The organism is Corallococcus sp. Z5C101001, from assembly GCF_007352635.1.
Taxonomy (GTDB): Bacteria; Myxococcota; Myxococcia; order Myxococcales; family Myxococcaceae; genus Corallococcus; species Corallococcus silvisoli.
This window is the reverse complement of the sequence record NZ_VKLU01000014.1, coordinates 83,207-96,191: the sequence shown is the minus strand read 5'-3', so window position 1 is coordinate 96,191 and position 12,985 is coordinate 83,207. Positions and strand designations below refer to the sequence as shown.

Annotated in this window: 8 protein-coding genes; 7 read left to right on the top strand and 1 reads right to left on the bottom strand. The window is 70.7% G+C overall.

Annotation, left to right across the window (positions count from 1 at the left end):
* Positions 1 to 55: 55 nt before the first annotated feature.
* Complete coding sequence (locus FOF48_RS28830; RefSeq protein ID WP_143906784.1) at positions 56 to 1,267, top strand: acetyl-CoA C-acetyltransferase; 1,212 nt, start codon at positions 56 to 58, stop codon at positions 1,265 to 1,267.
* Positions 1,268 to 1,305: 38 nt separating this feature from the next.
* Positions 1,306 to 3,483, top strand: a complete 2,178-nt coding sequence (locus FOF48_RS28825) for a 3-hydroxyacyl-CoA dehydrogenase NAD-binding domain-containing protein (protein WP_143906782.1) — start codon at positions 1,306 to 1,308, stop codon at positions 3,481 to 3,483.
* Positions 3,484 to 3,549: 66 nt separating this feature from the next.
* Here the strand turns inward: FOF48_RS28825 and FOF48_RS28820 are convergent, their stop codons facing one another.
* Positions 3,550 to 4,053: a hypothetical protein gene (locus FOF48_RS28820; RefSeq protein WP_143906780.1), complete on the bottom strand. Its 504-nt coding sequence runs from the start codon at positions 4,051 to 4,053 to the stop codon at positions 3,550 to 3,552.
* A 56-nt stretch (positions 4,054 to 4,109) separates the two neighbouring features.
* Here FOF48_RS28820 and FOF48_RS28815 point away from each other — a divergent pair, with 56 nt between their 5' ends.
* From FOF48_RS28815 to FOF48_RS28795, 5 genes are all read left to right on the top strand, one after another.
* Positions 4,110 to 4,355 carry a hypothetical protein gene (locus tag FOF48_RS28815; protein WP_143906778.1) on the top strand — a complete coding sequence of 82 codons (246 nt, stop codon included), beginning with the start codon at positions 4,110 to 4,112 and terminating at the stop codon, positions 4,353 to 4,355.
* A gap of 4 nt (positions 4,356 to 4,359) precedes the next feature.
* A complete protein-coding gene (locus FOF48_RS28810; RefSeq protein WP_143906776.1) occupies positions 4,360 to 5,136 on the top strand; it encodes a hypothetical protein in 777 nt (258 codons plus the stop codon).
* A 121-nt stretch (positions 5,137 to 5,257) separates the two neighbouring features.
* Positions 5,258 to 8,944, top strand: coding sequence for a hypothetical protein (locus FOF48_RS28805; protein WP_143906774.1), 3,687 nt, complete (start codon positions 5,258 to 5,260; stop codon positions 8,942 to 8,944).
* Positions 8,941 to 9,480: a DUF1318 domain-containing protein gene (locus tag FOF48_RS28800; RefSeq protein WP_143906772.1), complete on the top strand. Its 540-nt coding sequence runs from the start codon at positions 8,941 to 8,943 to the stop codon at positions 9,478 to 9,480. The genes FOF48_RS28805 and FOF48_RS28800 overlap by 4 nt, the downstream gene beginning before the upstream one ends.
* Positions 9,474 to 12,941, top strand: coding sequence for a PD40 domain-containing protein (locus tag FOF48_RS28795; RefSeq protein WP_143906770.1), 3,468 nt, complete (start codon positions 9,474 to 9,476; stop codon positions 12,939 to 12,941). Before FOF48_RS28800 ends, FOF48_RS28795 begins: the two co-directional genes overlap by 7 nt.
* Positions 12,942 to 12,985 lie beyond the last annotated feature (44 nt).

The window sequence follows — 12,985 nt, the reverse complement described above, 5'->3', positions numbered from 1 at the left end:
CGGTGTCGGCGGGCATGGCGAAGTACCCCTCCCCATCTTCCAAGGAGGCTCCCCCGTGAGCCAGGAAGCTTTCATCTTCGACGCCGTTCGTACCCCTCGCGGCAAGGGCAAGAAGGGCGCCCTGCACGGCACCAAGCCGGTGTCGCTGCTCGTCGGCCTGGTGGACGCGCTCAAGAAGCGACACCCGACCCTGGACCCCCAGCGCATCGACGACGTGGTGCTGGGCGTCGTGTCTCCCGTGGGAGACCAGGGCGCGGACATCGCGCGGACCGTGGTGCTCGCGGCCGGACTGCCGGACACCACCGGCGGCGTGCAGCTCAACCGCTTCTGCGCCTCCGGCCTCACGGCGGTGAACATGGCCGCGCAGCAGGTGCGCTCCGGCTGGGAGCAGCTGGTCATCGCGGGTGGCGTGGAGAGCATGTCCCGCGTCCCCATGGGCTCCGACGGCGGCGCGTGGGCCATGGACCCCGCCACCAACTACGACACGTACTTCGTCCCCCAGGGCATCTCCGCGGACCTCATCGCGACGCTGGAGGGCTTCACCCGCGAGGACGTGGACCGCTACGCCGTGCGCTCGCAGGAGCGCGCCGCGAAGGCCTGGGCCAACGGCTACTTCCAGAAGTCCGTCGTCCCCGTGGTGGACCAGAACGGCCTCACGGTGCTGGCGCGCGACGAATACATGCGCCCGGACTCCACGGTGGCCTCGCTGGGCCAGCTCAACCCGGCCTTCGCCGGGATGGGCGAGGCGGGCGGCTTCGACGCGGTGGCGCTCCAGAAGTACCACGCCGTGGAGCGCATCCATCACGTGCACACGCCGGGCAACTCGTCCGGCATCGTGGACGGCGCGGCGCTCGTGCTGGTGGGTTCGGAGAAGGTCGGCCGGGAGCTGGGCCTCACGCCGCGCGCGCGCATCGCCGCGGTCGCCACGTCCGGGGCGGACCCCACCATCATGCTCACGGGGCCGCTGCCGGCCACGCGGAAGCTGCTCGACATCGCCGGCCTGAAGGCCCGCGACATCGACCTGTTCGAGCTCAACGAGGCCTTCGCCTCCGTGGTGCTCAAGTACCAGAAGGACCTGGACATCCCGGACGACAAGCTCAACGTCAACGGCGGCGCCATCGCCATGGGCCACCCGCTGGGCGCCACGGGCGCCATGATTTTGGGCACCGTGGTGGACGAGCTGGAGCGGCGGCAGGCGCGCCGCGCGGTCGTCACCCTCTGCGTCGGCGGCGGGATGGGCGTGGCCACCCTCGTCGAGCGCGTCTGAAGCCTTCCCTCCCCTTTCGACCCCATTCGAGCGAACCCATGAGCGAACAGAACACCCTGCGCTGGGACCAGGACGCCGACGGCATCGTCGTCTTGACGATGGATGACCCGAGCCAGTCCGCCAACACCATGAACGCCGCCTACGTGAAGTCCATGCGCGCGGCGGTGGACCGGCTGGTCCAGGAGAAGGACCGCATCACGGGCGTGATCATCACCTCCGCGAAGAAGACGTTCTTCGCGGGCGGCGACCTGAACGACCTGCGCCGCGTGAAGAAGGAAGAAGCCCAGCAGGTCTTCGAGCTGGGCCAGAAGATCAAGTCACAGCTGCGCGCCCTGGAGACGCTGGGCCGGCCCGTGGTCGCGGCCATCAACGGCGCGGCGCTGGGCGGCGGGCTGGAGATCGCGCTCGCGTGTCACCGCCGCATCGCCGCGGACGTGAAGGGCGTCCAACTGGGCCTGCCGGAGGTGACGTTGGGCCTGTTGCCCGGCGGCGGCGGCGTGGTGCGCACGGTGCGCATGCTGGGCATCGTGGACGCGCTGATGAAGGTGCTGCTCCAGGGCCAGCGCTACCGCCCGCAGGAGGCGAAGGAGCTGGGGCTGGTGCATGAGGTGGTGGCGTCCGTGGACGCGCTCCTGCCCGCGGCGAAGGCGTGGGTGAAGGCGAACCCGACCGCGCAGCAGCCGTGGGACCAGAAGGGCTATAAGATTCCCGGCGGTACGCCCTCCTCCCCGGCCCTCGCGGCGAACCTGCCCGCGTTCCCCGCCAACCTGCGCAAGCAGTTGAAGGGCGCGAACATGCCGGCGCCCCGCGCCATCATGGCGGTGGCGGTGGAGAGCACGCAGGTGGACATCGACACGGCGTTCACCGTGGAGTCGCGCTACTTCACGGAGCTGGCCACGGGGCAGGTCGCGAAGAACATGATGCAGGCGTTCTTCTTCGACATGCAGCACATCAACTCCGGCGGCGGCCGTCCGAAGGGCTTCCCGCAGCACACCGCGAAGAAGGTCGGCGTGCTGGGCGCGGGGATGATGGGCGCGGGCATCGCGTACGTGTGCGCCAAGGCGGGCATCGACGTGGTGCTCAAGGACGTGAGCGTCGCGTCCGCGGAGAAGGGCAAGGGCTACTCCGTCAAGCTGGTGGAGAAGTCCGTCCAGAAGGGCTCCCTCACGAAGGAGAAGGGCGACGCGCTGCTGGCGCGCATCACCCCCGCGGAGGACCCGGCCGCGCTCGCGGGCTGCGACCTGGTCATCGAAGCGGTCTTCGAGGACGTGAAGCTCAAGCACAAGGTGTTCCAGGAGATTCAAGCCGTGGTGGCGCCGGACGCGGTGCTGGCGTCCAACACCTCCACCCTGCCCATCTCCCTGCTCGCGGAAGGGGTGTCGCGCCCGCCGGACTTCGTCGGGATGCACTTCTTCTCGCCGGTGGACAAGATGCCGCTGCTGGAGCTCATCGCGGGCAAGCAGACGGGTGACGCGACGCTCGCGAAGGCCATCGACATCGCGGTGCAGATTGGAAAGACGCCCATCGTCGTCAATGACAGCCGGGGCTTCTTCACCAGCCGCGTGATTGGCACGTTCCTCAACGAGGCCCTGGCGATGGTGGGCGAAGGCATCGCGCCCGCGTCCATTGAGCAGGCGGGACTCCAGGCGGGCTACCCCGCCGCCCCGCTCCAGCTGATGGACGAATTGACGCTGACGCTGCCCCGGAAGATCCGCGAGGAGACGAAGGCGGCCACCGTGGCCGCGGGGCAGCCGTGGGCGGAGCACGGCAGCTACGCGGTGGTGGACTCGATGATCGACCAGCACCAACGCAAGGGCCGCTCCACCGGCGGCGGGTTCTACGACTACGAGGACGGCAAGCGCACGAACCTCTGGCCGGGGCTGGCGCGGCACTACGCCAAGGCCGGGCACACCATCCCTTTCGAGGACATGAAGGAGCGGATGCTGTTCGCGGAGGCCATCGACACGGTGCGCTGCTTCGACGAGGGCGTCCTGCGCTCGGTCGCGGACGCGAACGTGGGCTCCATCCTGGGCATCGGGTTCCCGCCGTGGACGGGCGGCGTCGTGCAGTACATCAATGGCTATGAGGGGCCGTCCGGCACGGGTCCTCGCGGCTTCGTCAGCCGCGCGCGGGAGCTGGCGGAGCGCTACGGGAAGCACTTCCTGCCGCCCGCTTCGCTGGTCGCCAAGGCCGAGCGCGGCGAGAAGCTGGAGTAGCCGGCGCGAAAACGCTCCCGCCGTGTTGGCGCGGCGGGAGCGGCTGGCGCGGCGATTCGCGCCCCCTCAACGTGGGACGATGGCTCCCGACGCATCCCGCGCGATCGTCCCACGCGGGATGCCATCCTCGTCGTACACGTCCTCCATGGACCCATTGAATTTCCGGTCCGGCGTCAGCCAGACCGTCTTAAAGCGGCGCCTGCCGTCCGGGCTCCACCAGCCCTGGACGATCTCGAACAGACAGGTTGGATCGAGGTAGCTCAACCACTCCTGCATCAGGAATCCATCCACTGGCATCATCGGGCTGCGCAACCGGAGGGCGACCGCTCTCTCTCCATACAGCGCGCGGTGGCGCTCCAGCAGGGCAGGATCCAGCGAAGTGCGATCAAGGTAGGTCACCCTGACCACAGCGTCTTCCTCCAGGGTCTCCACCCGGTCCATCCGGCCATCCACGTACCAGGCGCGCAGGTACTCCCGGCTGATGAAGGAGTCCGACAGGTCCTCGGGTTTCACCTCGTCGGAGGGCTTGAAGGTCCAAGCCCGGAACAGCCTCTGGGTCTCCTCGGACAAGCTCACCTCGTTTCAGGGCAACGACTCTCGATACGTGTCGAGTTAGATTTCCGGGCATGAAAATCCTTCGCGCCCTCTTCCCCCTGACGGCCGCGCTCACACTGCTCACCGGGTGCGCGACCATCGACACGTCGAACCTCTCACCATCGTGTCGCGGCCAGTACGACGCCTGCCTCAACAGCTGCCGGTCCGCGTACCAGCCTCCGCAGCGGATGACCCCGGACTCCAATCTGAGCCAGATCGACACCCAGACCCCGAGCTGTGTCGACGACTGCAACCGGAAGGCGAAGTCCTGCACCTGAGCCCATGCAACCCGAGCGATACGAACTCCTGGATGGCTCGACACCGGACGTCACGCCGCTGGCGGCGGAGGTCGGACGCAAGCAGCCCCTGAGTGCGTTCACCCTGCTGGATGGCGGAGACGTCTTCGAGGCCCGAGGTGGCCGGCCTCCCGCGGAAGGCCCCACGCGGGCCCGCGCCTATGTGAGCGCGAAGCTGGAGTTCAAGCCATACGGCGCACCGGCGGCGCAGGTGAAGCGGGTCCAGGAGGAGATTGCCCGTCAGCTCTCCGGCAACCTCCAGCTCATCGCCCGGTTGGAGGCCGCCCGGCCCCTCACGCTGGAGCTGATTCCGTCCGGCCACACGCTGGCGAAGTATGGCTATCCCAAGGCGGTGTCCCCCCGGGCCGCGGGCCTGTTCTGGGACCACCCGGACTGGCCCCGCGCGAGGATTGCCCTGCGGCAGGACAAGCTCGACACGGAGCAGTACCTGGTCTTCCACGAGATGGCGCATGCCATCCAGGGGCTGGCGTTCACCCAGCAAGAGAGCGAGCTCATCTACCGCACGATGCTGCGCACGTACCGCAGCCGCGCGGCGGTCGATGAGGTGTTCGCCATCTACAGCGAGCGCGAGTTCGTCGCCGGCGTCTCCGCCCACGACCTGCGCGCCCCGGGCGTGTACGGCATGGCCCGTCAGCGGTGGAACGAGGAGCACCTGTTCACCCGCTTCGTGCGCAACCTCTACTTCCCCTACAAGCCGCTGGCGGGAGGCACCGCGGGAATGTCCCCGTCCGGCTTCGGTTGAGGCCGGATCCGAGGCGCACGGCGAGTCCTTGCGCGCCCTGCCCACGCAGGCACCCTCGGATTGAAGCCCGATTCCGCCACATGGTAGGACCCGGGTGGCCGGTTCGCCTCGACGGAACATCATGGAATCCCCCGGAGCTGGACGGCCTCGTCGGCGATTGAAGCGGATCATCGCGGGCGTGCTCCTGGCCCTCGTCGCGACCCTGGTGATGGGGGTGGGCGCGGCGGTCCTCGCGCTGCACCACCTGGGCGCGCCCTGGCTGAAGGAGCGCATCGTCGCCAGGGTCGAAGCCTCGACGGGCCTGCGGCTGGACTACCGGACCGCCCGGGTGGAGGTGTTCTCCGGCCTGTGGCTGGAAGGACTGGTGGTGTGGACGCCTCCGCCGTTCCAGGACGCCGCGCCCGAGTTGCTGCGCGTCGGCACGCTGGAGGCACGCTGGTCGCTGTCCGACCTGCTGAGCGAGACCCCACGGGTGGAGCAGGTGTCGGCGCGGGACGTGGCCGTGACCGTGGTGGCCCAGGACGCGGGCCCCACGTCCCTCACGGCCGCGACAGGAGCGCGGAGCCCCGAGCCCCCACCGGATGAGGCCTCCCTGGGCGCCTCACGGCAGGCCGCGGACTTCTTCGCCTCCGCGCCTCCGTTCGGGACCCTCGACGTGTCGGGCGTGTCGCTGGGCTATGTCCGCGTCCGGAATGGCGCGGTGGTCGACCGCTGGTCCCTGCGGGGGCTCTCGGCCCACATCGAAGGGAAGCCCGAGACCGGGGGATGGAAGGTCCTCGCGACCCTGGGCCAGACCGGGGAGCCCCTCATGCTGGAGCTGGGCCGTGAAGGTCCGGCGCTTCCTCCCGCCCTCGCGCGACTGGAGTTGGCCTTGTCCGTGGAGGCAGGAGCCGCCGCCGCGAGCGCCCGCGTGGACCTGGATGTGGAAAGGCAGACCTTCGACCCACGCTTCACGGTGCGCACGCTGCTGCACGGCGCGGCCCTGGCGAAGTTCGATGCCCAGAAGCAACACATCACCGTCGACCTGGAGCGCACGCGGCTGACCGATAGCGCCGAGCTCCAGTTGCAGGTGGTGCTTCCGGACGCGGCGGAGGACTCGCCCGTGGTGACGCGGGCCCTGGCGGACGTGGACCTGGGACGCCTGTTGCAATGGCTCCCCGCGGATCTGCGCCCCTTCTCGCTCGAGCGCGGCAAGGTGCACCTGGACGCCCAGGACGTCACGCTCGGCGCCATGCCCCAGTTGGGAGCCCAGGGCAGGCTCGGGCTGGAGGTCGAGGCCGCCGCGCTCCAGTTCATCCAGGCTCCGCTCCGGGTGACGCTCGGCGAGGGACGCATCACCCTGGCGGCGACACCGGATCCACGCCAGGGGTTGGCCGCCCGGCTGGCGTTCACGCTCCAGGGGCTCGAGGTCCAGGGCCCGACCGCGCTTCGCCTTCCGAAAGCGTCTGGCGAGCTGCAAGGCAACCAGCTGAGGCCCGACCTCGCATCGCCCCTCAAGGTCGCGGGGGACGCGTCGCTGTCCGCGAAGGTGGATGCCCTGGAGGTCCGTGCCGCCGGGCTCCGCGCGACGGCGGAGCGGCTGGGATTCCAACTCCAGGCGCCGCTCGCGGGCGAGCCGCCCTTCGCGCTGAAAGCGGACGTGCCCGTGGGGGCGCTCCGGGTGTTCACCTCGGAGGGGCGCGAGGTGCTGAAGGGCCCGGTGCACCTGAAGCTCCACGCGTCGGAGGTGTTCCCCCAGTTGGACGATCCCCCACGCAGCCGCGCCCGCGCGCGGCTGGAGCTGGATGTTGGCGTCCTGCACGCATCCCTCGACGCGACCAAGGGCACGGACGATGTCGCCTACACCCTGGAGGTGGCGACGCCGGACCTCGTCGCCGCGCGCCCCTTCCTACCGGACGCCATCGCCGCGAGCCTTCCCTGGCAGCGTCTGGGCGTGGCCCTGGCATCCACGGGCCGGCTGACGGCGCTCTTCGCCCCTTCTCCGCGCGTGGAGCACCGGACGGAGCTGCGCTTGCAGCGGCCGGGATGGGACGACGTGTCAGCCACCAGCGCCACCGCCGTGCTGAGCTCGCGAGGGGACTCCTGGCGGCACCAGGGTGAGCTGGACCTGCACGTCGAAGGGCTGCGCATCGGGGAAGCCGACGCCGGGCCCCAACACCAGACACTCACGCTGGAGGTCGACCGCCGGAAGCCGTCGCTCCGGCTGGGGATCACCAGCCAGGCGGGCCTGAAGCTCGCGGTGGATGCCGCGCTGGCCTTCGACCGGAAGACCCGCGCCCTGCGCATGGACCTGAAGGGAGACCTTCCGCCCCTGGGGCCCCTGGCCCCGCTCCTGACACGGGCCGGCGTGCCCACGGAGCTGGAGCCGTCGCGGCTCGCCTTCAACGGCGAGCTACATGGCGCCCTGTTCGGAGTGCTCACGGGCATCGCGGCGGATGGGACTCCCCGCCTGGCCCCGACGCCCTTGCGGACCGCGGCCTTCGAGGGAACCGCCGCGGTGGACGTGCGGGGGTTCCGCTGGAAGCAGCCCGAGGTCACCGTCCACGTCCCCGCGTTGCGTTGGCAGGCCGAGTCCCGCATCAACGGGCCCCAGCGCATCGTCCACAGCAAGGTGATGGTGGAGAAGGCCTCCGTGGGCATGAACGACCGCCGGCTGACCTTCGCGGACATGTCCAGCGACGACACCGCCACCTTCACCGACCAGTGGGAGGCGGGGGAGCTTGAATCGAAGCACCGGGTGAAGGTCCGCTCCCTGGAACAGAAGCCGGCGCTGCCCTACCCGGTCCAGGACCTGGAGGGGTCGTTCACCGCGCGCCGCAAGGCCAACGGCGTCATCCACGTCCCCGACCTGCGCGTGTTCAACGCGGCGACCCGGACGCAGCTCCAGCTCCAGGGCCGGCTCGACCTCAGCGAGGGTCGGCGCCGTCTGGCGCTCCGGGGGGAGCTGGAGCAGGACATGGGAAGCCTCGCGCAGCCCGGCCGCATCGAGAGCAGCGGCAAGGTGTCAGTGGACTTCCGGGTGGCCTCCCCCGACCTGGTGGTCTTCAGGACAATGTCCCATCTGGCCTTCCAGAACGTGAACCTGCGGCTGCCTGAAGCGGGCATCGAGGTCGAGACGCTGGATGGCAGCGTGCCGCTGACCGAGAACATCACCCTCGCCGACGGCCAGCCGCGACTGCTGAGCGACGTCGACGTCAATCCGTATTCGATGCTGCGGTTCGCGGACCAGCATCCGCTGCTCTCGCGCAGCAGCTTCGTGTCGGTGGGCCGCATCACCACGCCGCACCTCTCCATCGCGCCGCTGGCGGGCAACCTGACCATCAACCAGAACGTGGTCTCCATGAGCCAGCTGGAGATGGGCGTCCGGGGCGGGCGCATCACGGGGCAATGCCTGCTGGACTGGCAGGGGAAGAACTCCACCCTGGAGGCCCACGTGCGGGCGACGGGCGTGAAGTCATCCCGGGGCGAGCCCTTCGACGGCAACGCCGCCGTGGTCATCTCCGCCAGGGACCGGAGCGTCAACGGACGCGCGGAGATCCTCCGCATCGGCAACCGCCACCTGCTCGACCTGCTGGACATCGAGGACCCGCGCCACACCGACCCGGCCACCAACCGCGTCCGCTATGCGTTGAGCCTGGGCTATCCGGAGCACGTGCGCGTGAGCTTCAACCACGGCTTCGGCAGCCTGCGCATCACCCTGGGCGGGCTGGCGCAGCTGATCCGCATCGATGAAATCCGGGGCATCCCCATGGGCCCCATCGTCGACCGGCTCATCCAATCCATGACCCCTCCGGAGGCCACGCCATGAAACACCGTGGGTTGCTGCTGCTCGCCGCCCTCGCCGCTCCCGGGTGCATCCGCGCTCCGGAGATCGTCATGGTCGACCGCGCCACGGCGCTGGAGGAGCAGGCCGCGGGCTCGTTCAAGGACGGGGATCAGCGGCTCGCCCGCGCGGGGATGAACCCGACGCCGGTGCCGCTCACCCCCAACCAGTTGGAGGACCTGGGCATCCAGCCCACGCCGCTGGTGGAGAACATCAGCAAGACGCCCGCGGACCGCGTCGACGACCTCTTGCGCCGCCACTGCGTGGGCGAAGGGCGCGACGGGCTGCTGGTGGACACCCGGCGCCAGTGCCAGGCCGGACGCTTGTCCGCCGACGATGTCGCGCTGGTGGACCGGGTGAACCGGGCCCGGCGGCAGCTCTGGAGCTGGATGGGAACGGTCCGTCCCGGCGTCCCCGAAGCATCGCTGCGCCGCAACTGGCAGCAGGTGCACGCGGAGGGCGTGGTGTGCGGCGGCTGGGTGGAGGCCGCGGACGGCACCTGGGGAGAGAAGAAGTGCTGACGCTCCGGGGCCGGTGGTTCATCACCCTGGCCGTGCTCCTCGCGAGCGGCGCCCAGGCCCAGGACGATGAGATCGACGGAGGCGTGATCGCCCCCACGCGGCTCACCGTGGGCGTGGGGGACCAGTTCCTGGGTCAACTGGGGCCGGATGGAAACACGCTGTTCTTCGTGTCCAACCGCAACATCGCGACGGAGATCTACTCCCAGGACGTGGAGCAGGGCCGCGAGCGGCGCCTCTTCGACGAAGGCGCGGACGTGACCTGGCCTCGCGTCAGCCCCGACGGCAAGCACCTGCTGTACATCTCGTTCCGGAACCAGGCCAGCGGGCAGCTGTGCGTGCGCGACCTGCCGGGCGCGGAGGAGCGCCGGTGTCTCGAGGAGGAGACCAGCGCGTTGCAGGCGGAATGGATGGATGCCTCGCACATCGCGCTGGTGAGCCGCGCCACCATCCAGGGAGATCTCCGCCTGTCGCGAGTCACGGTGGGGCGCGAGTGGAGCGTGAGCCCCCTGCTCGAACGCAACCTGACCAGCCCCACCCTCTCTCCCGACGGCCGCTGGCTGGTGTACGTCCCGGTCGAACGCTCCGTGCAGCAGGTGGGACCCGGCTTCGCCGCGCGGGCCGCCCCCCATCTGGAGGCCATCCGGGTGGACCGCCCTGACGCGGTCCCGGTGCCGCTGGCGCTCGACCTGCCGGGGCAGACCGGGCAGCCGGTCTTCGCGCGCGATGGGCGCTCGCTGTACGTGGTGCAGTTCTTCACCGACTCCAACGCGGACGGAGTGATTGACGCCAGCGACAGCGGGGTGCTGTTCCGCGTGCCTTTCGCCACCGAGCAGGACGACGCGCCCGAGCGGGCCGCCGCCTCCAGCCCGGATCAGCTCACCAGCGAGGGCTGGAACTGCGAGTACCCGGCCCCCGCGGCCACGACCCTGCTCGCGACGTGCGCCCGCGACCGCTCGCTGGATGTGTATCAGCTGCCGCTGGATGGCCAGGTTCCCAGCGACTGGGACGTGCCCCGGCTCAACGAAGAGCTGGGGATGGTCGGCAAGCGCGCGGATCAGCTCCTGCTCTACCGCCAGCGCCTGCTGCGCGAAACGCAGCCCAAGCCCCGCCGACTGCTGATGATGCGCCTGAGCCAGCTCCACCTGGCCTTCGAGGACTTCGACGCGGCGGACTTCTACGCCCGTCACATGACCGCGGTGGATGACCCGGCCACCGCGGGGCTCTCCGAGCCGCTGCGGATCCTCATCGCGCACCGGCGCGACATGAAGGAGCGCGAGCGGGGCCGGATGCTGGATGAGCTGAGCGAAGCCGAGGAGCAGCGCATGGCCGCGCTGGATCCCGCCAAGGCCCCCAGCCCTCCCTCCGCCGTGTTCCGGCATGTGGTGCGCAGCGAGCTGGCGGAGGCCGACGGAGACTTCACTCGGGCGCGTCAGGAGTTGGAGGCGGCCCAGGTGACGGACACCACGCCGCGTGCGGTGCTGGAAGCCTGGTTCGAACGGGCGGACGGGCTGTACCGCAAGCTCGACGACCGGGAGGCCCTGGTCGAAGCAGGCCGTCGGCTCTCCACGAACAAGGTCTTCCGGGACGACGACCAGCTCGACTTCGCCCGCGCCGCCGTGCGCGCCCTGTACCGGGGGCGAACGTACGCGGAGGCGGACGCCGCGATGGCCCAGGCGCTCGCGGCGGCGCCAGCCGGATCCGCCTATGCCTTCGCGCTGGAGCTGGGCCGGCACGTCAATGCGTTGCATGAGGAGCGGCCCCCGCGCCCTGTCCGGGATGCGCTGATTGCCTTCTACCGTCAGCAGACGGCCCCCTTGCGCCGGCGGGCCCTGGTGCAGGACGCCGTGGAGCGCGCGGCGGGACTGGGCGCGGACGGAGTGCTGGAGGCCCTGGCGACGGTCTACGTCGAGGACGCGCCGGCCGGCACCGAGGAGCGCCGCCGGGCCGAACGGTTGTTCCGCCGCGCGATGATGGGGCGCGCGTATCGCCGCATGGGGAGGCAGCGGTGGGAGGAAGCGCGCGCGGACTTCGACCTGGTGACGCGGCGGACAGGCTCCCTGGAGAGCGCCGTGGAGTCCATGAGCCTGCGGCTGCGGGCCGGCGTCAGCCCCGAGGTGGTGGAGAAGGAGGTCACCACCACCTCCGCGAAGATGGCCGGGCCGCTCGCGCACTTCGTGAAGGCCTATGTCATCGCGCGCCAGCTGCCGAAGCTGGAGGACGACCGGGCCCACGCCCAGGCCGTGGCCGCCGCCGTGAAGGAGCTGCGGGCCGCGTGGCCGGAGCTCAAGAACCAGCGCGCGGTGCGGGCCCTCTACGGCGCCATCCAGCACGAGGACTTCCTGCGCGGCCACGACCCCGCGGCCGCCGAGCGCGCCAACCGTCACTACATGGTGGCCCTGGACCTGGTGCGCAACAACGTCCGCTACAAGGCGATGGTCCTCGGCGCGCTGGGGCTGCTCCACACGCAGGTGGGCAACTTCCACATCGCCCTGGGCTACCTCGACCAGCGGGACAAGCTGCCCTACGTGGAGAACGGAGCGGGGCTGGCGGTGTCCCTGGCCCGCGCCCGGGCGCTGCTGCACGTCGGCCGGGAAGCGGAGGCCGCGCAGGCCGCGGATCAAGCCCTGGCCATGGTGGACGCCACGCCCAAGCAGGCCCGGTTCCTCCCCCTCGCGTTGGACCGCGCGGCGCTCTCCAACCTCGCCGCGGGCCGGTTCGAGCGCGCGCTGACGCTCTACGACCGGGAGCTGGCCGCCGTGGAGGCAAGCCCCCGCGACGCGGAGGGGCTGCGCAACCGGCTGGTGGTGCGTCTGGCCCGCTGCGCCGCGGCGCTGGGCGCGGGTCAGCCCCAGCGGGCCTTGGAGGATCTGGATCAGGTGGACCGGGACCTGGGGACCCCCGCGGTCCGGGCGACGCTGACGTGGGCGCGCGCCACGCCCGAGCACGTCCAGCGGGCCTACCGCATCATCGCCGCGGGCCTGCGCGCCAACGCGGAGGCCCGGCTCGGCAGGCTGGACGCCGCGGCCCGTGCGCTGGAGCAGCGGCGTGCGCTGTTCCTCGAGCAGTTCGACGCGTTGGACCGGGATGAGGACCTTCGTGCGGCGACGCTGGCGGAGACGCGGCTGGCGGAGAACGCCGTGGACCGCAAGGACCCGGCGCAGGCGGCCCGCTGGTTGGGACAGGCGCTGGAGCACGCCGATGCCCTGATGGCTCGCACCCATGCGCCGGTCGATGTCAGCCAGTTGGACGTGCTCGGGTTCGCGGCCCGGTTGCAGGTGGCGGGGGACGCGCGGCTGCCGTTCGACGTGGACCGGCGGGTGGAGCAGGCGCGGCGCACCCTCGTGGAGCAGAAGGATCCGTCCTGGCGCTCCTATCTGGCGTGGTTCGAAACCTATCTGGCGCTGGGTGTGAATCCGTCAGCGGAGGTCGGAGACGCGGTGCTCCTGCCCCCACGGCCTTGAGGTGGGCCGGGGGCGTCTGGCTGGAGATCCACGTCCAGGGTGTG

What these genes read in the sequence shown, in the direction of transcription:
- FOF48_RS28825 (WP_143906782.1), top strand. Translation starts at nt 1,306, where the DNA reads ATGAGCGAACAGAACACCCTGCGCTGGGACCAGGACGCCGACGGCATC.
- FOF48_RS28815 (WP_143906778.1), top strand. Translation starts at nt 4,110, where the DNA reads ATGAAAATCCTTCGCGCCCTCTTCCCCCTGACGGCCGCGCTCACACTG.
- FOF48_RS28810 (WP_143906776.1), top strand. Translation starts at nt 4,360, where the DNA reads ATGCAACCCGAGCGATACGAACTCCTGGATGGCTCGACACCGGACGTC.
- FOF48_RS28805 (WP_143906774.1), top strand. Translation starts at nt 5,258, where the DNA reads ATGGAATCCCCCGGAGCTGGACGGCCTCGTCGGCGATTGAAGCGGATC.
- FOF48_RS28800 (WP_143906772.1), top strand. Translation starts at nt 8,941, where the DNA reads ATGAAACACCGTGGGTTGCTGCTGCTCGCCGCCCTCGCCGCTCCCGGG.